Here is a 24,411-nt window from a genome sequence, read left to right as displayed (position 1 = left end):
CCCACACGCATGACCCGGTGTCGCTTAGTACTCCAGCTGTAGATCGCTGTTGGGCTGCCGGTGCCTACGCTTTCCGTGGCTTGCGCCGCTTGCCCCAGCTGCCGTGTGGCCGGTTCCGGTGCTGGTCCAGCATCGTCGCGTCGAACTGGGCTTTGCTGGTCACTACTCGTAGTTCAGGCACGAGCGTGGTCGCCGTCGATCGCCACGGGACAGCCGAGGCCCATCCGACCAGGGGCATGGTCTCGTCGTAGTGCGGAGCGAACTGCGCGACGGCGATGGTGGGCATCTGGTAGTTCAGGCTGCGGACGTGTTCGAGGAACATCCCGGGCAGCGCGACGTGGTGGGCTTCCAGGTAGTGCGGGAAGTCCTGGCGCCACAACCAGGTGCCGTCGGTCACCAGGGAGGAGCATCCCGGAGAGTGCCGGTGGGTGCTGCCGGTGATGACGTCGTGTCCGGCTTCCATGACGTCGATCAGGACATGGCCGGCGTCGAGGTAGGCCACCACGTCCGCCTCGTCCGGCTCGCCGACGGACCCGACGGCGTCGCGGATCGATCCGCTCGGCTGCCCGGAGCGGTCGTCCAGTTCGTCGTAGAAGCCCAGCAACCCGAGCACTGCGACTCCTTCTACGAGCCTTTCCGCCCTGCTGGCTCTGACAGGTGCGGCCACCGTTGATCATCGGTGTGTGAAGACAAACGATCACGCGGTGGCTGCAGGTCACAGCGTAGACGCTGCCCGCTGGCAGGAAGCGTTCGAGGGCCTGATGGACCGCATCGCAGGCCGGTTCGCACGGGTCGAACCCCGACGCCGAATACGGAATCTGGTGCTGGGACTGCTCGCGGACCTGCCGCGGAAGAACTGCTGGACCATCGCCGAATGGGCCGGGGAGGCCACTCCGGACGCCATGCAGCACGGTTTCTGGGGTCCCGGCGGGTCGTGGCGGGCTAGGTGGCGCATGTCCGGGCTCACGGCGACGGAGCGACGGCAGGCGGGACAGGCGATTCGAGGCCATGCGGACATGACAAATCCTCCTTCGTCGAAGGCACGTTGAGGGGGGGTACATCCCCGAGAGCCAGGGGTGTGCTGGGAGCGTAGGGCCGTTCGCCGCCGGGTGGACGGCCGCTTCAAGGGTTGTCAGGGGTGGGTGCGATGATCCCCGAGGCGGGCGTGAGCACGCCTTTTCTTGACTTGGGGGTTGCTCGGTTGAACACGTGGCAGGAGTTGTCGGCGTCGGTGGAGGAGCGCCTGGCGGCCATGTCGTCGGGTGAGCGCGGAGTGTTTGCAGCTGGCACTGCCGAACGGCTCATGAGCTGGCATGAAGCACTGCCCGAGGAGGACCGGGCGCCGTTCACGATGAGTCTGCGGCCCCTGCTGAACTCCGTGTGGGAGGGTTCCCTGGGGGACTCGACCGCTTTCACGGCCGTGAAGCGGAGTGTGGCCGAGTACATGCTCAGCGATTACTGCCACAACGATGGCCAGGACGGTCCCGACGACGCGGACGAGCACGCGGCGGCCGTGACGCTCTATGCCGCAAACGCCTACTTGTTCGAGTGCCGGGACTTCGCGGTCTGGGCCAGCCGACGGGCCGTGGACGTTGTGGACGAGCACCTTGAGCACCTCGCCGCGCAGGAAGAGGACCTACCTGACCTCGACGAGGCAACCGTTGCCGAGCTCCGGCGGCAGCTACGAGATCTCGACCTCATCGCGAACTACTCAGAGGACCTTCAGTTGGCCTGTCTGGGACTGCCCATCGATACTTCGATCCGGCTTCGCGTGGAGCTGCGTACTCCACTTTCCAGCCCGGACTGACCAGGCGAACTGCCCTGCTAGCTCTGTCGTTCTGCCTCGGTGATGCGGAAGCGGTAGGACTCGGTGCCGGTCTGGATGAGGGTGCAGCGGAAGGTGATCCGGTCGGCGATGGCCGCGCAGAGGCGGGGGCCGCCGAAGGTCTTGTCCCACTCGGCGAACGGGGAGTTCGTGGCCACGGCGGTCGCCTTGCATTCCTCGCGCTCGGTGAAGATCTGGAACAAGAGCTTGGCGCCCTTCTTGTCCAGGTTCAGGTATCCGAACTGGATGGACGCCTACGGGAAACCGAGGACGACCTTACGGCCGCCAGAGCGGGACTCCGGCGCGCCATGCGGTCCGTGCCCCCGCATTGACCTCTACGAGGCCCATCCGGCGCGGCCGAGGAGGTCGGCCGCCGCCATCCTGACGTTGTGGTTCTCGTCGTGCAGGAGCACACGGGCTGCCGAGCCGTAGGCAGGCTCGTCGTCAGTTACCTGCAGCAGATGGACCATGGCTCGTCGTCTGACCCAGTGATCCGGATCGCTCAGTGCCTGCACAAGTGCCTCGGCTGCCCCGCTGTACAGATCTGCCAGAGTCTTCGCCGCCTCCATACGGACTCGGCGGTCGGGGTCGTCGGCGAGGGCCGCGAGCAGCGCGTCTTGGGCACGACTGGCAAGAGGGAGACGCCCGCCCAGGGTGTAGGCGGCAGTACCTCGCTCGCAGGCAGAATCCGAGCCGGTCAGGTGATCGACGAGTTCCTCATAGCTGCCTTGGGGTTGGCCGCGGAAGTCGGGGGCAAGCCCGCACTCCGGCAGACCGTCGAGCCAGTGCTCGTACCAGCTGAGGAAGTCCGGCTGAGGGAGGAACGTCGGAGGGATAGCCAAGTCTCCGAGGTTGGCGTCCAGGAGTCGGCCTCGGGCGGGCCCGGTGATGACCAGCAATGTCATCTCCAGGCAGCCACGGTGGTCGACAGGATGGGTGCCCGCATACGGATCAACCTGATCAGCGCAGGGCGCCCACTGCTCGGGTATACCGCCGGTCGGATCCAGTGTGAAAGGCCGCCCCAGTTGCTGACGGGCATCAGGGATGTCACGGACGTTCCAGCGGGTCAGCGGCAGAAGGCCGTAGTCGGGGCCTATACCTCCGTTGCCGACTTCGCGTAGGAACGTGCGATACGCGGAGGGAAGGCGGGCGCCGTGGACCGACTCGAAGGCGGCCACGCGCTGTTCTCCGAGCGGGGGACCCAGCCGTTGGCCGCCAGGTGCTCGCACGTAGGTCCGCGGACGAGGGACCGGCTCCGAGCAGGCTGCGGACAGCTTGGCGTGAATGCGGGCGACGACGTCGTCCATGGGGGCTTCTTCCGAGATGCGGCGAAACCTTGAGTGTGCCGCGTTCGCCGACATCCTAAGCGCAGGCGCCTCAGGGCCAAGCGGGCCGGCGGCCGGTCCGCCCTGTCTCAGCCGCCACGCGTGACCTGTGACTCATGTGCCTCTCAGTACACACAGTCAACGATCCCCCACGTACGCTGCAAGAACAGCTCAACCATGGCGCGAAGCGTAGAGATAACGCGGGTGTTACAGCCGTCGGACGGCTTCGCACCGGTGTTCCAGTGACGGAAGCTGGTGCGCTGGTAGCTGGTCCGGTCCTCGGTGGCGAGCGGGAGCGCGGAGACCGCGCCCCCGATCGGCAGCACCTGCGGGACGACAGCCGGCGCGGGCGCCGGGGCCGCGGGCTGTTCGGTCGCGTGTGCGGCGGTTGCGGGCAAGGACAGGGCAAGGGCGGCGGCCGTGATGGCCGCCCGCATCATGATCATCATGCGCCGGTTGTACCGGCCTTCGCACCGTCAGCAACAGTCCCCCGAAGTTGGGTTCACCCGCCCGGGAACCTGGTTCACCGGGGAAACGGCACTTCACCCCGGCCCATCCGGTCACCCGCCGCCCTGCTCTCCTGCCCGGTCTGCTGCTTCGGCCCATGCCGCCTCAAGTCCTCTCCTACGCTCGCCCGACGCGTTGGGCGAGGCCGGGGGGCAAGGGTGCGGGCGAGGGGTGCGTGGGCGGGTTCGGCGGTTGCGGTCGCCGCGGCGGTGGCCGCGGCGGCGTCGGCCGTGGTGACGAACTCGCCCGCCTCCGGGTGTTCCAGACCTGGTGCTGGTGGTGATTGCGCCACGGTCAGGCGCGCGCGGGGGTGACCGCCCCGCAGTAGTGCTGACGACGGCGGGTGCGGCCGCAGACCGCACGTCCGCACCCGTTGGAAGGGGCGCTACCAGCTCCTGCGCGCGTCCGTCCGGGCATTGGCGCCCGACTGCCGGGGCAACCCGCTGGACGGGCCCGCACCGGCCTCACCGGCAAGGGTCCTGCGAGCCACGTCGGCGCGGGCGGCCGCGTCCGGCGGCGGGGCCAGAGTGATTCCAACGTCAGTAAGCATGCTTAGGTCCAGCGTCCACGTGATGCGGGACCGGTCCTGCCAGAGGTTGAACGCTGAAGCGATGTGAAGGTCGGCCTGGGCGCCGGTCATCTTGGTGACCTTCATCAGGTGAGTACGGGCCTGGGGCGCGAGCCCGCGGATCTGGGCAAAGCCGAAGTGCGTGACCGTGTGACAGTCGGTGCACAGGCAGATCAGCCGCTTCAGGGTCTGCACCTGGGTGGCATCGTCATAGGTCCACCGCTCGTGCGCCTCCAACCAGCGCTTCGCCTCGCGTTCCTGACCCGCGCCGCAGGCTTCGCAGCGGTTGCCGGCGCGGTCATAGATCATGCGGCGGAGGCGGTCCCAGTCCTTCTGGACGACGCAGGATCGCACGTTGGTGAACCAGCAGCTGCTCGGCACGAGGTCGACGAACAGCCCGCTGCCGAGCGAGCGGTCCTCACCCGGCAGGAGCTCAGGGATGTCCGCCCCGGGAGTCCAGCGCTCCAGGTCGGCCATCCCGGCACGCGGCGCATACCAGCGCCGGGCGGTCCCGTCCCATCGGGCCCCGCCGGCCTTGGCTGCGTCCTTTTCCGCGAACGGAACGTCCAGCCAGATCCGCTCAAGTGCCATGCCGTTACTCCTTGCTGCGATTGCGTCACGGTTCTGGACTCACCCTAGAGACAACCGCTGACAAGACGTCAGGCAATGGAGCAATCGTTCCCTTTCGAAGGCGCCTGGCAACGCGGAGAGAGCCACATTGACGAACTCTGGGTCACAGCCCGAAGCCGTCGGCGATGTGAGCCAAGCAGCGCTCGGGGCCCCGTCCCCCGGACGAGGCCCCGAGCATCAGCAGTTTGGCGTCCTGACCACCCGAGTCGTTGCGGTTGGCACCATCGTCTTGCGGACCGTTCTCGGTAGGCCCGGGCTTGCGGCCCCGGCGCAAACGGCGGACCTCCAGCGCGAGTGCGAGGACGGCACCGATGAAGTCGAGCACGTCGGAGGCAGAGGAGAGGAAATCGCTCACGGTTCGAGAGACCCTTCTTCCGGGCTCTCTCCCACGCGGGCACGGCGAGGCCCGGACGTCGAAATGTCCATTCCTGCCGTGTACCAGTAGGCAGCCGGTCGGCTCCTGTTCCCCGATAGCGTTCAGGGGTTCGCTCAACCGCTGTCTCTGGTCTGCACGTGCGGCCAATGTGCCTGCCTCGGTCGATCATCGACGCGAGCGGCAGCTGCCCACCGGGCCTTTCGGCCCCGACTCCGGCGCAGCCTCCACCGCCGGACGTAGGTCCTCCGGCGTGGCCGTCTCATGTCGCCGCTCGCAACCACACCCAACCGGCAGGCCGTAAACCCAACAGTTTCGGCTCAATATCGGCTATAAGTGAAGATTTAACTCGAACTACTGATCCGTTGTCAGATCGATATATCAGATGAACTTTGTGGCTTCAGCGAGGAGGAAGGATTGGCTGCTGACCGTTCTGGTCGAGATTTCTTCATGATTTCTGGGGGTTTTCCTTGCTACGCAAGTCCCAGGCCTCGCCCGCGTTCGCGGGTGGGGCCTTTTCGTCGCGCCGCATGCGCCGGATAGCCGTTGTCGCGGCGTTCGGTCTGCTGCTGGAGACCGGGGTCGCGCTTGATGCGCGGGCTGCCTCTCCGGCTCCGGCACCGGCCGCATCGCCAGCCGCTTCATCCAATGAGGCTCCTGACGAGGCATCGGCTCTTTTGTCGGCGCGTCTGCAGGGGCATCGGGTGGAGGTGACCGGTGCTCGTACGGAGACGGTCACACTGTGGGCCAATCCCGAGGGCACCCTGACCCAAGATCAAGCCACGGGTCCGGTCCGGATGCGGGTGGGAGAGGCGTGGGTGCCCGTCGACACCACGCTGACCGTGACCGCTGACGGCAAGGTGGCGCCCAAGGCCCACCCGGAGGGTCTGGTCTTCGAGGGCGGGGACGCTTCGGTCACGGTCGGCGACAAACTGCCCGGCACCGCCACCCCCGCGCCTTCGCCTACCGCTGCACCGACTTCTTCAGCCGCAGCCCCGTCGTCTGCCCCGCGCCAGGCCGGCCCGACCGCCGGCACAACGGCGAGCAGCTCGGCCTCGGCCGCGCCCAGTGCGCCGGCCTCGATCCCGGCGGCGTCCGCGAGCGTGAGTGCTGACCGCGCTTCCCGCAGCACGGTCAGGGCCGCGGCCATGACCGCCGAGACTCCTGCTCCCGCGCCGGTCGAGCGTGAGCTGGTGAAGGTCGGTGCCGGTGACCGGGAGCTGAAGTTCGGCTGGCTGGGCAAGCTGCCGAAGCCGAAGCTTGAGGGCAGCAGGGCGACGTACGTCGATGCCCGCCCGGGTGTCGATCTGGTGCTGGAGGCCACTCGTACCGGCTTCGAGCAGTTCCTGGTCGTCAAGGACCGCGCCGCGGTGTCCCAGGCCGGCACGCTGACGCTGCCGCTGGACGTCACCGGGATGAGAGTGGTTCCGCAGGCCGATGGTTCGCTGCAACTGGTGGACACGGCGTCCGGGAAGACCGAGGTCAAGATCCCGGCCCCGGTGATGTGGGACGCGAAGCTCGATGCGGCGTCCCAAGAGCACCTGAACCGGGCCCCGGTGAAGTTGGAGGTGCGTGGCGAAGGAGCGGATACCGAACTGGTGTTCACTCCGGACCCGGCGTTCCTCACGGACGTGAAGACGCAGTTCCCGGTGACGATCGATCCTGTGGTGGACGTGGGCTCGACCTACGACACCTATGTGCAGACCAACGAGAACAGTGACAATTCCTCGTCGACCGAGCTGAAGCTCGGCAGCTATGACGGCGTTGTCAAGGCGCGGTCGTTTATGACGATCCCGGGCAGCCCCATCAACGGCAAGCAGATCCTGGGAGCTTCGCTCAACCTGTACAACTTCCACTCCTCCTCCTGCACTGCCAATCAGTGGGAGGTGTGGCACGCGAGCGGCGCCAGCGGGTCGTCACGCTGGAATAGTCAGCCGGTCTGGGGCAGCAAGTACGCCACGTCGAGTCAGACGTACGACGCCGACGGCAACGACAGCTACCAGTGCCTCAACGGCCAGGGCAATGCCTGGTCGAAGGTGGATGTCACCGGCCTTGTTTCATTCTTCGCCGGCGCTGGTTACTCCGAATACGGCATCGGGCTGCGGGCCACCACCGAGAGCGGCATTCTGTCGTGGAAGAAGTTCAGCTCGGCTGAGGGTGTCGCCCCGCCGTACCTGTCGATCACCTACAACACGATTCCGCTCACCCCGGCCGACGTGGATGTGCTGCCCGCCCAGCAGGGCAACCCCCGCTACACATCCTCCGGCAATCCGACGTTCCAGGTGCACTCCAACGACGTCGACGGCGACCAGCTGAAGGTGTACTTCGACCTGTGGCGCGGTGGCACGTTCCTGGGCAGCGTCGCCAAGGACACTCCCAACGGCACCGTGGCCTCGGTGAAGGCCTCTGACTACGGCATCGCCCGGCTGGACGAGGACGTCCAGTACTCGATCTGGTCAATGACCGATGACGGCAAGGCCCGCTCGAACTGGGTCGGGACCAACGTGGTGGCGGACACCGCGAAACCGGGTGCCCCGTTCGTGACCTCGGCTGATTACCCGTCGGACGGCTTGTGGCACGGCGCGGCGAACACGCCGGGTGCCTTCACGTTCAGTCCGCCGTCCGGTACCACCGACCTGGTGGCTTTCGTCTACACCCTGGACGGCGCCGCACCGGTCACGCTGCCCGCGACCGCGGCTCTCACCACGTCGATCACCCCGTTGAACGAAGGCCGCCGGACGCTGAAGGTGCAGGCCAAGGACCGGGCGGGCAACCTCTCCGACACGGTCACCCATGCGTTCCAGGTCGGCAAGGCGGGCATGGCCTCGCCGGTTGACGGTACGCAGGCCGCCAAGCGCGTCAAGCTGTCGGTGGACGCACAGACCCAGTTCACCCGGGTCATCTACCAGTACCGGCGTGGCCCTGGCGCCACCGAGTACGCGGTGCCGCGCGCGAACATGACGAAGGCAGACAACACGCCCGTCCTCGAGGACAAGCCGCGGTTGGCCGACCTCGGCGCGCACGCGAACTGGTCGGTGCTCGACACCCTCGGCGTCGGCGGCGTGGTCCAGGTGCGAGCCCTGCTGTTCACCGAGAACGACACCAGCGGCGGCTACGCAACGGCCTGGAACACCATGACGGCGGACCCCAACGCCGACGGCGCGGCCGGCTCTGAAGTTGGCCCGGGTTCGGTGAACCTGCTCACCGGTGACTTCTCGACGGATGTCACGGACGCGGACGAGTTCGGCATGTCGGTCGCGCGCACCGCGTCCTCGCGGGGTGCGGACCGGGGCTGGCAGCCGCAGGGCGAGCGCCTGACGGCGAACCAGCGTCAGGTCGGCATCGACCTGAACGGCTTCACCGCCGGCCAGGCGGATCTGTCGCGTTCCACCGCCAAGGGCCACGACAGCTCAACCGACTCGCTGCTGGTCAAGCCCGCTTCTTCCGGGGGGGACTCCTACGCCGCACTCGGCCCCGAGTACACCCTGGGCCAGGGCATGAAGCCCGGCCGCACCTACCGCCTGACCGGCTGGATCTACGTCCCCGGTGCAACCGGCCTCAACCCGGATCAAGCCGGCCGCGGCCTGCGCCTGGTCGGATTCCAAAAGACCCCGGGCGGGTATGGCGAGGTCTCGTCCGCGAAGGCGAGTTTCACCGATGCCTGGCAGCAGCTCACGCTGAACTTCACGGTTCCCACCGACGCCACCGAGGCGTGGTTCCGCCTCTACAACGGCTTTGCGGGCGGCTCGGGCAAGGAGGTGTTCTTCGACGACCTGTCGCTGAAGGAGATCGTCGCGCCGTTCGGTCCGCAGTGGTCCGGCGGCGCGGACGCTGGCACCGGCTCCGACTACCGTGCGCTCTCGTTCCCGCAGTCCGACCTGGTCGAGATCAAGCACAACGACGACTCGGTCCTGACCTTCGCCAAGGGCGCCGACGGGAGCTTTTTCCCCGAACCGGGCGCGGAGTCCCTCACCCTGAAAGCCGTCCCCGGCACCTCCGGTGCGCTGGTCAACTACCGCGGCCTCTGCCTGGAGATCCCCGACGGCAACGCGTACAACGGCGCGCCCGTCGTCTCCGCCGCGTGTACCAACGGGGTCAACCAGCTGTGGACCCGCGATCAGGCGCAGCGTCTGACGATCCTTGGCCGCTGCCTTGACAGTCCGGCTGGCCAGAGCGGCGACAATGTGGCGATGCTGTTGTGGGACTGCAACAGCGGCCCGAATCAGCGTTGGGACATCCGGGCCGATGGCATGGTGTCCAACCAGGCGACCGGCAAGTGTCTGGATGCCTATGGGGGCGCGGCGGGCACCCGGGTGGTCGTGTGGTCCTGCTGGGCGGGCCCGGATCAGATCTGGGACGTCCAGACGGCCGGCACCACATACGTCCTGACCGACCTCGACGGCAGCAGTACCACGTTCGCCCGCCAGGCCGGATCCAGCATCTACCAGGTCATCAGTGAGACCGGCCCCGAGGCCGACTCCACCACCCGCTACCAGTACGACACCACCGACGGCCGCTCTCTGGTCAAGCGGGTCATCCCTCCCGTCGAACGAGGCGTGGACGACACCAACGGCTGCACCGTGAATCCGCTGCCGCGCGGCTGCGAGGTCATGGAGTACGACTACGCCAAGACCACCACCGCCACCGCGGGCACCCCGGGCGACTTCCTCGACCGGATCCGCTCCGCCAAGGTGTGGTCCTGGAACCCCGCCACCTCCCAGCAGGAGGCCGTGGAGGTCACCCACTACGCGTATGACGACAAGGGCCGCCTGGCCGAGGTCTGGGACCCGCGCGTCGCCGCCCCGCTCAAGATCAGCTACACCTACGACGGCTCGGGTCGCGTCACCAAGATCTCCCCGACCGGTGAGCTGCCCTGGTTCTTCGACTACGGCAAGGCCAGCGCCACCGACCCCGAACAGGGCCGGCTGCTGAAGGTCCGCCGCCAAAGCCTCACCCCCGGTAGCAAGGGCCAGGTCAACGGCGAGGTCGCGACCAAGGTCGTCTACGAGGTCCCCCTGACGCGTGGGGCCGGCGGTCCGTACGAGATGTCCGGTGCGGAGGTCGCCAAGTGGGCGCAGACCGACGCCCCGACCGACGCCACCGCGGTGTTCGGGCCCGAAGACGAGCCCGGCACGCACGCCGCGACCGCCAGCACCCCTGGCAGCGGCGGCTACAAGGCAGCCACCGTCCACTACCTCAACGCCTCCGGCAATGAGGTCAACACCGCCTCCCCGTCCGTGACGGAAGACGGTGACATCGACACCAGCGAGTACGACCGCTTCGGACACGTCATCAGGAGCCTGGAGGCCACCAACCGTTCCATCGCGCTCGGCAAGCACCCGCGGTCCGCGGACTTCGTAGCCGAACTCGGCCTGCCCGCCGCCTCGGCGGACCGGGCCCGGATGCTGGACTCCCGTACCAGCTACTCCCCCGATGGCCTCGATGAACTCGAGACCCTCGGACCGATCTACAAAGCCAAGCTCGCCGAACCGGTCACCGGCCAGAGCACACCTGCCGCGGTGACCTGGGAGGCCGAGAGGCTTCCCCAGCTGGGCAGTGACAAGGCAGTCATCCAGACCGACAACGACTGTTGCGGTCTCATCTGGTCCGGGGGCGCCCACCTCGGCGTACGCGGCACCGCGGTCGGGGCGTTCGACTCGATGCGGGTCACGGTCCCGGAGGAGGGCGACTACGTCCTCAGCGGTCAGCTGACCAAGAACACTGACCACGGCATCATCCAGTGGTCGATCGACGGCACCAACCTCGGTTCGCCGCTCGACACCTACGCTGCCGCTGTCATCGCGCCGTTCACCACGGGCCAGGCGATCCACCTCGCCCGCGGCGACCACGAACTGCGGCTCACCCTCACCGGCACCAACCCCGCCACCACCGGCGAGCGCTACCACGCCGGCATCGACACCATCACGCTGACCAAGACCACCGTCAACCCCTCCCTCCCGGCAGGCACCGACGTCCTGGTCCGCGACCACAACACCAGCACCTACGACGAGAACAAGCCCGACGGAGCCGCCTACCACCTGGTCACCACCACCACCGACGGCGCCCGCCTGGAGGGCTACGCCGACGACATCGACAAGCGCGTCACCAAGAACGGCTACGACACCCCCATCGGCGGCACCTCCGGCTGGGTCCTCAAGACCCCCACCTCGGTGACCACCGACGCCACCGGCGACAAACTGACCGCGACCATCAAGTACGACGCCTCCGGCCGGGCCTGGGAATCCCGCAAACCCGGCGCCAGCGGCACCGACGCCACCACCGCCAAGACCGTCTTCTACACCGCCGGCCCCAACCCGGACGATGCGGCATGCGGCAACCGCCCCGAATGGGCAGGCACTCCGTGCGTGACATTCGCCGGTGGCCCCATCACCAATGCGGACGCCGCGCGGATGCCCACAACGCTGCCCGAGAAGCGGATCACCCGCTACTCGCGGTTCGGCGAGGCTGAAGAGACGACGGAGACCAACGCCGGCAAGACCCGCAAGAACGTCACCGTCTACGACAACGCGGACCGGATCGTCTCCACGGAGATCACCTCGGACGAGGGCCTGGCACTGCCGAAGGTCACCACCGAATACGACCCGGTCACCGGTGACGCGGTGAAAACCACCGCCGGCGGCAAATCCCTGTCCCGGACGATGGACGACCTCGGGCGGCTCATCTCCTACACGGACGCCGACGGCGGCACCACCAACACCGAGTACGACAAGTTCGGCAAGCCCGTCAAGGTCTCCGACCCCACCGGGGCGACCACCTACACCTACGACCGGGCCAAGGAACCCCGGGGCATGGTCACCTCCATCAACGACAGTGTCGCGGGCGAGTTCACCGCCAAATACGGCCCCGACGGCCAGCTGACCGAGCAGACCTACCCCGGCGGCATCGTCCGCAAGGACACCACCAACGCCGTCGGCGCCGCCACCAGCCGCACCTACACCCGCACCTTGGACAACAAGACCGTCTGGTCCCAGAGTATCGACGTCACCACACAGGGCGCCGTCGCGAAGGACACCAGCTCCACCTACACCAAGACCTACACCTACGACCGCGTCGGCCACCTCACCAAAGCCGAACAGGACACCGCCACCACCGGCTGCATCACAAGGCAGTACCAGTTCGACGCGCACTCCAACCGCACCAAGAAAGCCACCTCACCCTCCGGTGCGGCGGGCCAGTGCAGTACCGCAGGCGCCGTCGAGGAGACCCACACCTACGACAGCGCCGACCGGCTCACCGACGCGGGCTTCACCTACGACGCCTTCGGACGCACCGTCAAGACCGCGACCGGATCCACCAACACCTACTGGGCCAACGACAAGGTCGCCGTCCAGGAAAAGGGAGACACCAAGCAGCAGTGGGCCCTTGACGCAGCCCACCGCCTGACGGCCTTCACGACGTCGAAGAAGCAGACCGACGGCAGCTGGGCCAACGCCACCTCCAAACTCAACCACTACGGCGACGACTCCGACGAAGTCCGCTGGACCATCGAGGACACCACCCAGGGCACCCTGACCCGCAACGTGTCCGGGCCCGACGCCGACCTGGTCGCCACCACCAGCAAGACCGGCGACATCCAGCTCCAGATCACCAACCTGTTCGGCTCCGTGGTCCTCACCACCGACACCGCACTCACCACCCCCGTCGTCCTCGACTTCGACGAGTTCGGCATCCCCCAAGACGGCCAGAACCAAGTCCGCTACGGCTGGCTCGGCGGAAAACAACGCTCCGCCGAAGCCCTCGACGGCGACATCCTCATGGGAGCCCGCCTCTACAGCCCCGCCCTCGGCCGCTTCCTGCAGACCGACCCCGTCCCCGGAGGCAACGCCAGCCCCTACGACTACTGCACCGGCGACCCCGTCAACTGCACCGACCTCGACGGCAACTGGGGCTTCTCCTTCAAGAAAGTCCTCAACGTCGTCGCCAAGGTCGCCGAAGTCGCCTCATACATACCCGGACCCATCGGCGGAATCGCGGCAGCCGTCTCCTCCGTCTCCTACGCCGCCACCGGCAACTGGTCCAAAGCCGCTGAGATGGGAATCACCGCCGCCGCCAGCCTGGTTGGCGCCAACACCGCCGTCAAAGCAGGCTTCGCCGCCGTCAAGGCCAGCCGGACAGCCAGCCGCGTCGGACGCGTCGCCTCCAGGGCTAGGACGATCTTCCGAAACGGCTGCAACTCATTTGCTCCAGACACACCGGTCCTGATGGCAAATGGCACTTACATTCCAATCGGTGAGATCCAAATCGGCGATTACGTAACGGCCACCGATCCTGCAACCGGGCAGGTCGCGGCAGAGGCCGTGCTCGATGTAATCGTGGGCTTCGGCTCTAAGCACATCATTGACATCGACACCGATAACGACTCATCCAACGGCTACCTGGAGGCAACTGCCGAGCATCCGATTTGGATCAAGGATCGCGGCTGGACAAAGGCCGGAGAAATCACCCCCGGCGAATCCATCATGGACTCAAATGGGGGATACCGCACCGTAAACTCGGTAGTGAATCAAGGATTCCTTCCGGATCAGCTGGTATTTAATCTCACAGTCGGCAATCTGCACACTTTCACCGTGCAGCTCGGGGATAGTGACGCACTTGTTCACAATGCCCGCGAATGTAAGATCCCAAAGAGTCTACGGAATGGAGATGGTATATTCTCTCCCGGCCCCTATGCTCGAAAGGCAATCCTGGCACCCAGCAGTGCCCAGCGCTTCCGAGTAGCAACTCGCCGCGCAATAAACAAGATCGGCGATCGCTTCGGATGCCACCGCTGCAACGCGAAAACGCCGGGCACGAAGAGCAAAAACTGGATCCCGGATCACTGGCCCGCAAATGCTGTACTCAATAAAATCGGTTTGCTTAATAAGCGGCGACAGCTACTACTTCCCCACTGCAAAGCATGTTCGGACATTCAGCGCAATGCCATGAGTGCCCACGCCAGGCGTAGATGATACTGTGGGCCCGGTCTCGACCGGGCCCCTGCTCCCCTACTAGAGTGGACCATTAAATGTTTGTGCAGATTTCCGCGTCAGGAAATATTGACGGCGATGAGCTTTCTCAGCTGATTTGCGACTCGCTGGACGTCTTCAACTCCACCCCTCAGTTCATTTCAAATGAGGACTGGGAGATTGAGATCTTCGAGTCCGACGAGGACCCAGGGAAGTGGAGTGTCGAATGCGGCCCGCGCGATGGGCTCGCACTCTCCGAGGTCGAACGAGTTGTACGGGAAATTGAGGCAATCCTCCACCGAGTCGGGGCTTCCAGCGTCTCGTCGATCACCACTGAGTCCGATCCCACATAACTAGCCTTAACCTCGATCTTTCGTGATTGGCCGTCAGCTTCGGTTGGCGGCCTATCTGCGTTCAGGGGTGCAGTGTGGGCATGCCGATGTCCCGGCTGTCGTGTCGGGTGGGCGCCTGGTTCCACGGTTCCGGTCGGAGTGCTAACCCACCCGCCCAGGCCCCGGCCGTGGGACCAGGTCCGCGTCCGCGCGGGCGGAGGTTTCCCAGGCCACGACCCGGCGGGAGAACGCGTCGCGGATCGCGGAGAGCCACAGCGGGCCCTCCAGCGTTGCGATCATGGTCAGGTCGGTGACCCACAGCCGGTTCGGCCCGCTCGCGGTGAACTCGCGTCGCACCAGGTCAGGGGCGAGATCGGCGTCTGGGTCACGTCGGGTGAAGCCCTTGCTCCGGCGAGGGCTGATCCCAGCCAGGCCTGCCTGCCGCATGAGCCGTTCGACGCGTTTGCGGCCGACGCGAGTGCCCTCGCGTTTGAGGACGGCGTGCACGCGCGGGGAGCCGTAGATCCCGCCGGACTCGTCGTGGACCTGACGGATCATGCTGGTCAGCTCGGCGTCCCGGCGGCGCCGTTCGCACGGCTTCCTCTCGGCCTGGCGCCAGCGGTAGTAGGTGGCGGAGGGGATGTTCAGTTCCCGGAGTACGGGCTCGACCCCCAGGTGCGGGTGCTCATCGAGGAGCGCGGTCACCTGGGCCGGGTCGGGTCGAGCTGGGCCGCGAAAAAGGCCGAGGCCGTCCGCAGAACCTCGTTCGCCCGCTTGAGCTGGACATTCTCCTTGCGTAGCGCCGCGAGCTCGGCGTGTTCGTCGGTGGTCAGCCGGTCGTCACGCTCGCCGGCGTCGGCCTCGGCCTGGCGGATCCAGCCGCGCAGGGCCTCCGGATGCACGCCGAGGTCGACAGCCAGTTTCTTGATCTGCGGCTTCGGATCGGCGGTGCGATACATCCGTACCGCGCGCTCACGCAACTCGAGCGAGTATTTCCTGGGAGCAGCCATGGGCGATGTTCCTCTCATGAGTCCCATCTGACCCTCTGTCACGACACCCCGCATCTCGGGGGAACCTCACACCGATGCCCACAACCCATGCCGGACACACGGGTGATCCGCCGCCACCCGTCCCCGGCGGATTACATGTTGATCATTGGGCCTGAAAACGTCTATCTGAAACCGGTCGGCGACCCGTAGTACTGGCTTCGCGGCCCACCGGCCGTCCACGATCTCAAGGAGCCATCACCCATGACTCGCTTTCGCACCCTGTGCATGGCCCTCACCGGCACCGCGGCGCTGTTCGCCCTGACCGCCGCGCCCGCGCACGCCGCCCCCGGCGACGTGACCACCTCCTGTTCGAGCGTCCTCACCCCGAGCGGCTTCGTCGACGTCAGCTGGGGGTACAGCAGCAGCTGCGGCACGCAGAGCTTCAGCCCGAACATCAAGCAGATAAAGCAGCTCACCGGGCTGCCCGTCGGCACCGTGGTTCAGGCCTGCAATTCCACCTACCAGCCCTTCGGCTGGGTTCAGACCGCCTCGTACTACAGCGGCAGCTGTGTCTCCTCCTCGGTCCCCAGCTTCAACAACAACGCCTGGACGCTCAAGCGCGTCTCCTGACCCGTCCGCCCCGACGCCGCGGTCGTGGAGTTCGCGGAGCAGGCGGTCGGCCGGCTGTTCCCCGGACGCCGGGCGGGGCAGCCCTTCCGTCCCGACCACCTGTCCGCACTCCTCAACGAGATCGGCGTCCCTGTGGCCGCCGTCCGCGGCGCCGCCATCCGACAACAACTCCTTGAGATGCCCGCTCCCGTCGTCGCGGACGCTCTCGGCTACCACAACAAGACCACCACCCGCCTGCTCAACGAGACCGGCGGAACCTGGAGCCGATACGCCCCTGGAGATCACACATGGTCACCGGCAGGCTGGGTTCCACGGAGAAGTGGCGACAGTTGAATACGAGAGCCCACCAGTAAGGTCCGCAGTGGGCAGTCGTGGCAAGCTCGCCCGAGCCATGCAACACCGGTGCGGAGACGAGCCACAACGGCGACCCGGTCACCTCGTGCCCGTTCCCGGCCGGCGGCCAACACCGCTCGGAATAGGGGTGCGGGCGCGCCCCCTCGACGACGCGAGCATTGAACAGGCACCGCTGGTGACCGGTTGGGTACTGTCTGCTGCAAAGGGTGTGACGCTGGCTGATCAGCAGGGTCACTGCGCTAGGACGCAGCAGAGAGGAAGCAACGATGCACGCCAGTGCGGGAGACCGTCTTGTAATGCATGGCCGAGTCGTCGGCAAAGAGGACCGGGTCGTAGAGATCATCGAGGTTCTCGGGCCGGAAGGAACACCGCCCTACCGCGTGCGCGCCGCAAACGGCCACGAGACCATCATGTCCCCTGGGCCAGACACTGTGGTCGACCACCGCAGGACGGCCGACGAAGGCTGACAGGCCAAAACCGCACAGACTCTGAAGGGCCCGCCACATGGCGGGCCCTTTCCCATGTCCGCACATCGCTCCGAAGTACGGCATCCGCATGTCCGAAACCACCCTGGCACCGGACGCACCCCCTAACCGAGAACCGCGTCAGCACGCTGGTGCCGATCGGACCATGAGGAGAACTCAAGGGATGTCGCACACGACCCGCACGGCGCGGGCAAGGTCTTCTTCGTCGTCTTCGCTGCGATGACGGAAGTCGACCGGGAGTTCATCCACGAACGACCCTCGTCGGCCTGGACACCGCCGCGGCGGACGGCAAGCACGGTGGCCGCCCGCCGGCCATCGACGGCGACATGCTCGCCGTCGCCCTGCGCCGCCGCGACGCGAAGGAGCCCGTCACCGCCATCGCCTCACACCTCGGCGTCGGCCGCTCCACCCTCTACCGGACGCTGTCCGCGAACGACGAAGCCACCGGTCGCGAACCCGAGAGCCCGGCAGACGAGGCGGCGGCGCACTGACAAAACCCTGCGCCGCACTGACATCTTCTTTGCGCACGACATGACCTTCAACGAGGCATGGGAGTTCCGTCGGCCGCAGGGGTGACGCGAGAGGCCATGGTTCGTTGTGCAGCCATGATCAAAAACATGCTCGGAGTGGCTGCCCTGGTAAGCGCAGCCGTGGTGAGCGGCACTCAGGCCGTTCAGGCTCAGCCGACCGATGTCCACAGTGCGCTGCAGACCAAGCGGTGGGAGCAGCCGGGACAGTGGGATTGGGTGGTCCCGCAGGGAGTGAACGAGATCACGGTGTATTCCTGGGGTGCCGGCGGCGGTGGTGGCGGCGGCGGTGGAACTGGAGGTTCCGGCGGTGGTGGCGGCGGTGGCAACGGAGGGGGGTCCAACGCCGTGGGGACGGCCGGTGGCGGTGGGGGTGGCGGAGGCGGCAGTGCGGGTGGCGGAGGCGGTGCGGGCGCGAGCAGCGGCTCCTTCGTTCAGTGCCGGCTGTCCGTGTTGCCAGGATGGAAGCTGCGCATCTTTGTCGGGGGCGGCGCGTCGGGCGGTTCGGGCGGCCCCGGCGGATCGGCGGGGGCTTACGGGACGGGCGGTGGCAGCACCTTCGGCGGTGGGACCGATGGGACTGGCGGTGGTGCGGCCGGCGGCGGCGGTCACGCCGGCGGCCGCGCGTCAGGTGCGGGCATCGACATCCGTGACGCAAGCAACAAATTCCTGGAGTCGGTCGCGGGTGCGCCGGGGGGAATCGGCGGTGAGCCGGGGCGGGCCGGCAGCGCCGGCTCGGGAGGTGGGGGCGGCTACAACGGCACCGTCGCCGGTGGAGCCGGTGGCGGTGGCGGAGCCGGTGGCAAGGACGGTGGCGCGGGCGGAACCGGCGTCGGGGGCCAGTCCCCCGCGCGATACCCCTGCGGCAGGTCTGGGGAGAAGGTCGCGGGGGTGGACGGCAAGCCCGGTCAGCCCGGAGGCGCGGGCCTGCCCGGCAGCAAGGGGGCCGATGGCGCCCATAACGAAAAGGGAGGCGTCAGCAGGCCCGGAAAGCGCGGGCAGGGAGGTCGCTTCGGTGCCTTTGGCCCGGGCGGTGCACCGGCCGTAGCAGGCGGCATGTCCTACGGTGCCGGCGGAAACGGCGGCGCGGGGGCCTATGGCCACGAAGGCGGTGACGGCGGCCAGGGAGGCGAATGGGATCCCAACCTCGGCAACGCCAAGGGCGAGAAGTGGATCGGCCTGGACGGAAGGACCGGACTCGCCGGCACCAAGGGGAACGAAGGCGCCAAGGGCGGTGACGGGGCAGTCGTCATCACCTACTGACGCTACTGACGCCCGGGCTGGTCGTCGCCGGCCCGGGCACGGCCACCGAAACTCGGCCCTGGTCCGGACGCAGCGGGACGGTGCGCCCCACTGTGCGCAGTCGCCCGTCTCGTCGTAAGGGCCGAGGAGGGGGCTGCGGGGCGGCCCGGGCTGCCCACGCCATGACGGCTTCGGTATGTCCCGGCGGATCTTGGTGTACCTCCGGGTCCCGGCAGGTAGCGCTGGGCCATGCCCTTGACCAGGATGCTTTCACCGCCGGACATGTCCCCCTGGCGCTTGGGCGGTCGAGTGCTGGTGCAGACCCGCTGCGGCGCCCTGATGCAGGGCGCGTTTCGCGATCTCGGTTGCGAACGAGAGCGTCGTCATGTCATCTGACGGGGAGCGGGTTGCGGCAGGGCCGCGCTCGGGTCAGTTGCCGGTGCTGTTGAAGCTCAGTCGAAGTCCCGTCGTCCCGAGCCCTGTCGGGCCGTATGGGAGTCGATGTTTCGCAGGCCGGCTGCTTCCCGGCTCTTCGGTCTGCGTGCCGCTTTGTGCGGGGTGGTACCGGGGTGAGAACTCTTCCCAGGTTTTCGTGGCATCCGCGCAGATCTTGAAATCTTCGTATGCCGCTACGCATGTCTGGTCTTCCTCGACCGCCAGCAGTTCCCCCAAGGCCATGATCAGGTGGGTGTAGTTGTCGTCGATCATTTCGGTCAGCTCTTCGTGGCTGAGCTCGTGTGCCGCGATTGCGTTCCACTCGCGGGAGTCCGACTCTTTGCCGAGTGAGTACCGGTCGTTGACTAGCACCGTGTCGAGTTCCAGCCGGTGCATGTAATTGTGGAGCTTCAAGGCTCCGAATTTTTCGGCCGCGAGCCCGTACAGGCACCACCGGACGTAGTGCACGGGCGCGATGCCCATGGTCACGGCTTTCACCCTGCTGTACAGGACTTCACTCCTTTTGATCTTGCCTTGCAGCAGGTTTCCGGCAAGGAATTCCCGGAACACGTCTGTGTATCCTTCGTGGCCGTCGGGGATATCGTTCCTGATGTATTCATGGAACGCGTGCACCACCGGGTCTGCCCTGCTGTCATCGAGTAGTCGCACCAGATCCAGCCGGTGGCGATGGTCATCGACGTAAAAGGTTACGAGCATGGCGTGGTTGAGGGTGGCCAGCGTGCTGAAATCCCGTACCTTCGGGAAGGACATGACGGTCAGATGCGTCTGGTCCTTCGCGTGCTTCGTATTGAGGTGCCGCATGACAGGGAACCTGCGGCAGTACCAGCCGAAAAAATCTTCAAGGAATTCGTGGTCCTTTGACCCGACGTAGCGCAGGGCGTCGGTGCCGGTCGTGGGCAGCATTCTCCCGACCGCTCTGCTCGTATGCCAGAACGCCGTCATCCATTGCGTGTGGGACTGCAGGTCATGGCCGGGTGCTGCGTCTACCGCGTCAGCCATACCCGTGCTCCGTTCGGTCCGGACGCGGCCCGCGGACGCGCCATCCTCGGGCGAGCCTAAGGGCGCTTGCCAGCCGGAAGCCCGGACTGCCACTCCTTCGAGTGCTGAATCAGAAGTGTGCGGAAAGATCCCGCCATCTGTTGTAGCTCACCGGGATCGGACATCCGGCGGGCCCAGCAGGCGCAGGGGCAGCCCCCCGTGCCAGAGGTGATCTTCCGGCCCGCCGCGTGACGGCCGGACCGTCCGACTGTCGCCCGCAGCGCCCCACCCGCCGTGCGGGCCTCAGTTGGCCCGTCCTGGGCGGGCTTGGGTGAAGTGCTCCACCCGCCACGCAGTGACCAGCACCGCGGCGTCTAGCCGGGGGCGAGCGCCTGGCCCCGTGTCCGGCTTGGAAGCGTCCCAGGGGGCAAATAGAGGGTCCGGTCGGGAGTGAGGACGACGGTGGCCTCGGTCAACCCATTCCAGCAGTGGCCGCGGCCGTTGTAGCGGGGGGTGAGGTAGGACCATTCCAGGTTCCCGGCGATCATCGCCTCCAGCGCGTCCAGGTAGACGCGGAGGCCACTGTCGCAGCCCGCCCCGCCGGCGCGCAGCGTGGTGGTGAGGTGGTCGAATTCGTTTTCGACGCGGTGGACGGTCGCGGCGACGCGGTCGACGGCTGCCTGGAGGTCGCCGCCGTTCTCGGCGAGCGCGAGCTGGATTTCGTTCATGGTGTCGCCGCTGTAGAGCTCCTTGCGGTAGGAGAAGACGTCGTTGACGCCGATCCAGTGGCGTGCGACCAGCGTGTTCAGGCGCCGGAGTTCGGGTGTCTGCTGCAGGTGGTCGCTGAGGTCGATGCCGAGGCCGAATTCGAGGAGGGGGAAGCAGCACTCCCCGATCGAGCTACCCCGGTACTTCTCATAGGTGGGCAGGTCCAGTGCCGTGCGGTCCTGGACGAAGTCCCGTTCGGCGTGGCAGGCGTGCAAGAACTCGTGCAGCGTGCGCGCGTAGCGCCGCCAGACCCGTTCAGGCGCAAGGAGAAGGGTCTGCTCCCGCAGCTGCCGGAAAGCCCGGGTGAAGCCAGTGTCCACGGCGGGCACTGCGCCGTCGATGACATCAGACAGGTGGCAGATGCCCAGCTGCCGGATCCGGGACGGTGTTGCCTGGGCGAAGACATCGTCGATGCTGAACAGGACATCGATCCAGGCACAGACCAGTTCGATGCGGTCCTCGCGGGCATGGGCGTAGGTGAGCAGGTTCCACAGACTGGTGCGGTGCTCCAGGAACGCCTCCAGTTCCCCCGGGTTGTCAAAGACATCGCGGAGGAGGACGGCGAGACGGACCTTGCAGCGCTGCTCCAGAACGTCCAGGCCGTGCCGGCGCCGGGCAGGCGTGAACCGGGGGAAGACCGGCATCCGGAAGAAGGGGTACCCCTCGGCTGACAGCACCGTGCCGCCACCGGGAGCGGGGGCCGGAACGGGGATGCCGTCTTCGGCGTGGCCGGGGCTGCTCATCGCTCCCGCCCCGGGCCGGGCCGACGTACGGCGGGCGGGGGCACGCGGGAGGTGGGGATGAGAGGGCCAGCCTTGGGGGTGAGAAGGAAGCGGGGCAGGGGCCTGACCGGTGTGGCGGTGGCTTTGCATAGTTGCCAGCGGCTGCTGATCGTGGCGAGGGCGAGAACGGCCTCCGTCATGCCGTAGTGCTCGCCCAGGCACTTGCGGCGCCCGCCGCCGAAGGCGGTGAACGCCTGGCGCTGGGCCGGGGTGATCCGTTCGGGCAGCCACCGGTCCGGGTCGAGGCCGTCGGGGTCGGGGAAGACGGCCGGGTCACGGTGCAGGGCGTAGGGGGAGACGATCACGTCCGCGCCCGCGGGAACGGTATATCCGGCGACGATCGACTGTTCCAAGGTGATGCGGCTGAGCATCCAGGTGGGCGGCCACAGCCGCAGCACCTCGGTCAGGACGTGGCGGGTGTAGGGCAGGCGCGGGATATCGGCGTAGGCGGGAGCTTGTCCGGCGAGCTCCCGATCCAGCTCATCCCACAGCCGGCCCTCCACGCCCGGGTGTTCGGCCAGGGCGTGGAGGGCCCAGGCGAGAAGGGAGGCGGTGGTCTCCACGCCCGCGGCGAGCACCGACAGGATCTGATCGCGTACCTCGGTGTCGTCCAGCGGACGGCCCTCGTCGTCGACCGCGGCCATCACCACGGACAGCAGGTCGTCCCCCCACGCCCCGCCGGAACGATACTGCGCGATCACCTGGCCGACGGCCTCCTCCAGACGGGCCTGGGCCTGCTGGAAGCGGCGGTTCGCCGGCAGCGGAAGCCGGTGCAGCAGCGTCCACGGCATCAGCATCTGCCGGAACATGCCCTCCAGCAGCACCGGCAGGGCTACGGCCATGATGTCCGCCGCATCGCGGCCGGCCGGGGCCGCGATGAGGGTGCGCGACACGACCTGAGCCGCCAGCGCGTACATCGCCCCTTCGACATTGATCCGCTCTCCCTCCCGCCACCCGTCGGTTGCCTGCGCGATGCACTTACCCATCACCGGCGCGTAGCGGGTCACCTGGTCGCGGTGGAACGCGGGCCGCATCACCGGCTGCTGACGCCGGTGATCGGCGTTGCTGCACGTGATCACACCGTTGCCGACCAGGATCCGCGCCGTGTCCATGAACGGGCCACCCTTGTCGAACACCGACGACACCAGCACCTGACGGGCCGCCTCCGCCTCGTTGACCAGATACACCAGGCGGCCCGCGAGCTGCATACTCACCACCGGTGGGCCCCCGCGCTGGGAGGCAAGGAAGGCGAGGGGGTCGCGTACCAGGTGCAGTACGTGACCCAGCCACGGCACACCACCCGCCACCGGCTGAACCTGCAAAGACCCCACCATGCTCGCTCCCTTGGACACCTGCCGGGCAGCACACCGGACGACAACCGCCCACCGCACCCTGCGCACGAAAGACAACACCGTCCTCTTGCCGCAGAACCGCGGCCGTACCGCACCTCTCGTAACGAGGTGCCCGCCCATCGGGTGTCGCAGGGGCGCACAGCAGCACTCCCGCAGCGCGCGCTCACTGCGCACCCGTTCGGGGGGAAGGATTTTAGGGCGGTCAACCGGCCGCGGCGGACGGTCCCGCCCCGAACCGCGGGACGTCCTGCGTGGTCACGTCCAGGCGCAGCCGCTGGAACCGGAGCGGGTACCGGAAGACGCCGCCGTGGTCGATACGCGATCCGCGCTGGCCTCGGCGGCCAGGGCGGGGTGGACGAGGGTGGTGTCGAGGACGTCGGGGTTCCCCCACATCGCCGAGAACTCCGCTCCTGTCCATGGGTGTCCGGGCGCGGCCACCTGAACTTCACCGATCGGAAACGTTCAACCGCGTGCCGCCGCATCAAACCACGTGCGGACTTCGGGGCGATGGTGCCGTGCCCTGCTTGATCACGTCACGGCCTAGCTGATGACTCCGAGCAGCTTGTCCACGTCGTTGCCAAGGGAGCCAGGGGCCGTGGTGTCCCGCACGTTGTTGGTGCCGAGGAGGTCATCCACGGTGGCGCCGAGAGTGTTCCGATCAGCCACGCCGGGGCCTCCGTTGAGATCGAGCAGGCCGTCGGACGGCTTTGAAACGGCGTGCGCGCCAGAGGCGAAGGACAGTGCGGCCGCTGCGAGGGCGAGGGCGGTGAGTACACGCTTGGTGTTGTTCATGCGCTGCCAACGATCTTGACCCGCCGGGGTCACTCGTACTGATTCCACCTCACCTGGGAACGCCTGTGTCAGATCGGGCACCATCTGATTCCGTGCACCCCACCCCCGCCCCCACCCCACCGCAACGGCGCCCCCAGGGCTTCCGTCAGCCGGTCGGCCGGCCGGCCCGGCCCCGGCGGAGCGTCACAAGCGCCCCCGGGGAACATCCTCAACGCCCACGTCCAGGCGCAACCGCTTGAAGCGGAGCGGGTGGCGCCAGACGCCGCCCCGGTCGATCGAGCGGTCGGCGGTGATCTCGGCGACCAGGTCGGGGCGGACCAGGCGCACGTCCAGGACGTCACGGCTCCCCCAGGTCGCGGCGAACGTGACGCCTTCCCAGGGGTGTACGGGGTCGGCGGCCGTCAGGTGTTCGGCGACCAGGTGGGCCGCCTCCGTGCGCAGCGGGACGGTGCGGCCGACCGTGCGCAGCCGGCGGTCCTGGTCGTGGCGGCCGAGGATGAGGAGTTGCGGGCGGGTGAGGGTGCCGGTGA

The 24,411-nt window shown here is 67.5% G+C and carries 21 protein-coding genes and 2 pseudogenes; 8 read left to right on the top strand and 15 right to left on the bottom strand.

Features of this window, described 5'->3' with window-relative positions:
* Positions 1-64: 64 nt before the first annotated feature.
* Positions 65-613, bottom strand: coding sequence for a hypothetical protein (locus tag ABZY44_RS29675; RefSeq protein ID WP_356659138.1), 549 nt, complete (start codon positions 611-613; stop codon positions 65-67).
* Positions 614-704: 91 nt separating this feature from the next.
* On the opposite strand from ABZY44_RS29675, the pseudogene ABZY44_RS29670 reads away from it, so the two are divergent.
* Positions 705-911: pseudogene (locus ABZY44_RS29670) on the top strand (IS701 family transposase); the annotation flags it as partial.
* Between the two features lie 227 nt (positions 912-1,138).
* Complete coding sequence (locus ABZY44_RS29665; protein ID WP_356659136.1) at positions 1,139-1,807, top strand: hypothetical protein; 669 nt, start codon at positions 1,139-1,141, stop codon at positions 1,805-1,807.
* A 17-nt stretch (positions 1,808-1,824) separates the two neighbouring features.
* Here the strand turns inward: ABZY44_RS29665 and ABZY44_RS29660 are convergent, their stop codons facing one another.
* From ABZY44_RS29660 to ABZY44_RS29635, 6 genes are all read right to left on the bottom strand, one after another.
* Complete coding sequence (locus tag ABZY44_RS29660; protein ID WP_356659134.1) at positions 1,825-2,028, bottom strand: ATP-binding protein; 204 nt, start codon at positions 2,026-2,028, stop codon at positions 1,825-1,827.
* Between the two features lie 132 nt (positions 2,029-2,160).
* On the bottom strand, positions 2,161-3,132 hold the full coding sequence (locus ABZY44_RS29655) for a HEAT repeat domain-containing protein (RefSeq protein WP_356659132.1): 972 nt from the start codon (positions 3,130-3,132) through the stop codon (positions 2,161-2,163).
* Between the two features lie 143 nt (positions 3,133-3,275).
* Positions 3,276-3,599: a hypothetical protein gene (locus ABZY44_RS29650; protein WP_356659130.1), complete on the bottom strand. Its 324-nt coding sequence runs from the start codon at positions 3,597-3,599 to the stop codon at positions 3,276-3,278.
* 443 nt (positions 3,600-4,042) lie between these two features.
* Positions 4,043-4,816, bottom strand: a complete 774-nt coding sequence (locus tag ABZY44_RS29645; RefSeq protein WP_356659128.1) for a DUF5710 domain-containing protein — start codon at positions 4,814-4,816, stop codon at positions 4,043-4,045.
* A 142-nt stretch (positions 4,817-4,958) separates the two neighbouring features.
* Positions 4,959-5,210 carry a hypothetical protein gene (locus tag ABZY44_RS29640; protein WP_356659126.1) on the bottom strand — a complete coding sequence of 84 codons (252 nt, stop codon included), beginning with the start codon at positions 5,208-5,210 and terminating at the stop codon, positions 4,959-4,961.
* 793 nt (positions 5,211-6,003) lie between these two features.
* A complete protein-coding gene (locus ABZY44_RS29635; protein ID WP_356659124.1) occupies positions 6,004-6,378 on the bottom strand; it encodes a hypothetical protein in 375 nt (124 codons plus the stop codon).
* Here ABZY44_RS29635 and ABZY44_RS29630 point away from each other — a divergent pair.
* Positions 6,377-14,197, top strand: coding sequence for a ricin-type beta-trefoil lectin domain protein (locus ABZY44_RS29630; protein ID WP_356659122.1), 7,821 nt, complete (start codon positions 6,377-6,379; stop codon positions 14,195-14,197). The genes ABZY44_RS29635 and ABZY44_RS29630 overlap by 2 nt on opposite strands.
* A 491-nt stretch (positions 14,198-14,688) precedes the next feature.
* On the opposite strand, the gene ABZY44_RS29625 is transcribed toward ABZY44_RS29630, so the two are convergent.
* Positions 14,689-15,231, bottom strand: coding sequence for an IS3 family transposase (locus ABZY44_RS29625; RefSeq protein ID WP_356659120.1), 543 nt, complete (start codon positions 15,229-15,231; stop codon positions 14,689-14,691).
* Entirely contained in the window at positions 15,228-15,536 is a 309-nt protein-coding gene (locus tag ABZY44_RS29620) for a transposase (RefSeq protein ID WP_356659118.1), read from the bottom strand. The genes ABZY44_RS29625 and ABZY44_RS29620 overlap by 4 nt, the downstream gene beginning before the upstream one ends.
* A 240-nt stretch (positions 15,537-15,776) precedes the next feature.
* Between ABZY44_RS29620 and ABZY44_RS29615 the strand changes: the two genes are divergently transcribed.
* The 5 genes from ABZY44_RS29615 (at position 15,777) to ABZY44_RS29595 (ending at position 18,774) form a co-directional block, all read left to right on the top strand.
* Positions 15,777-16,145, top strand: coding sequence for a hypothetical protein (locus ABZY44_RS29615; protein ID WP_257559891.1), 369 nt, complete (start codon positions 15,777-15,779; stop codon positions 16,143-16,145).
* Positions 16,146-16,169: 24 nt separating this feature from the next.
* Positions 16,170-16,478, top strand: coding sequence for a hypothetical protein (locus ABZY44_RS29610; protein WP_356659116.1), 309 nt, complete (start codon positions 16,170-16,172; stop codon positions 16,476-16,478).
* Between the two features lie 287 nt (positions 16,479-16,765).
* A complete protein-coding gene (locus ABZY44_RS29605) occupies positions 16,766-16,966 on the top strand; it encodes a DUF1918 domain-containing protein (protein WP_356659114.1) in 201 nt (66 codons plus the stop codon).
* A 344-nt stretch (positions 16,967-17,310) separates the two neighbouring features.
* Positions 17,311-17,475, top strand: coding sequence for a helix-turn-helix domain-containing protein (locus ABZY44_RS29600; protein WP_356659112.1), 165 nt, complete (start codon positions 17,311-17,313; stop codon positions 17,473-17,475).
* Positions 17,476-18,567: 1,092 nt separating this feature from the next.
* Positions 18,568-18,774: a hypothetical protein gene (locus ABZY44_RS29595; protein WP_356659110.1), complete on the top strand. Its 207-nt coding sequence runs from the start codon at positions 18,568-18,570 to the stop codon at positions 18,772-18,774.
* A 408-nt stretch (positions 18,775-19,182) separates the two neighbouring features.
* On the opposite strand, the gene ABZY44_RS29590 is transcribed toward ABZY44_RS29595, so the two are convergent.
* From ABZY44_RS29590 to ABZY44_RS29565, 6 genes and pseudogenes are all read right to left on the bottom strand, one after another.
* Complete coding sequence (locus ABZY44_RS29590) at positions 19,183-20,208, bottom strand: hypothetical protein (protein WP_356659108.1); 1,026 nt, start codon at positions 20,206-20,208, stop codon at positions 19,183-19,185.
* A 353-nt stretch (positions 20,209-20,561) separates the two neighbouring features.
* Entirely contained in the window at positions 20,562-21,698 is a 1,137-nt protein-coding gene (locus tag ABZY44_RS29585; protein WP_356659106.1) for a hypothetical protein, read from the bottom strand.
* Positions 21,695-23,071, bottom strand: coding sequence for a cytochrome P450 (locus tag ABZY44_RS29580; protein ID WP_356659104.1), 1,377 nt, complete (start codon positions 23,069-23,071; stop codon positions 21,695-21,697). The genes ABZY44_RS29585 and ABZY44_RS29580 overlap by 4 nt, the downstream gene beginning before the upstream one ends.
* A gap of 273 nt (positions 23,072-23,344) precedes the next feature.
* Complete coding sequence (locus ABZY44_RS29575) at positions 23,345-23,482, bottom strand: hypothetical protein (RefSeq protein WP_356659102.1); 138 nt, start codon at positions 23,480-23,482, stop codon at positions 23,345-23,347.
* A gap of 147 nt (positions 23,483-23,629) precedes the next feature.
* Positions 23,630-23,881: a hypothetical protein gene (locus ABZY44_RS29570; protein ID WP_356659100.1), complete on the bottom strand. Its 252-nt coding sequence runs from the start codon at positions 23,879-23,881 to the stop codon at positions 23,630-23,632.
* Positions 23,882-24,064: 183 nt separating this feature from the next.
* Positions 24,065-24,411 (bottom strand): annotated as a pseudogene (locus ABZY44_RS29565) (ATP-dependent DNA ligase); the annotation flags it as partial.

The sequence above is a fragment of the Streptomyces sp. NPDC006544 genome (assembly GCF_040611715.1).
Lineage (GTDB): Bacteria > Actinomycetota > Actinomycetes > Streptomycetales > Streptomycetaceae > Streptomyces.
Note: the sequence above shows the minus strand (reverse complement) of the source record. Positions and strands in the feature narration are given on the sequence as shown.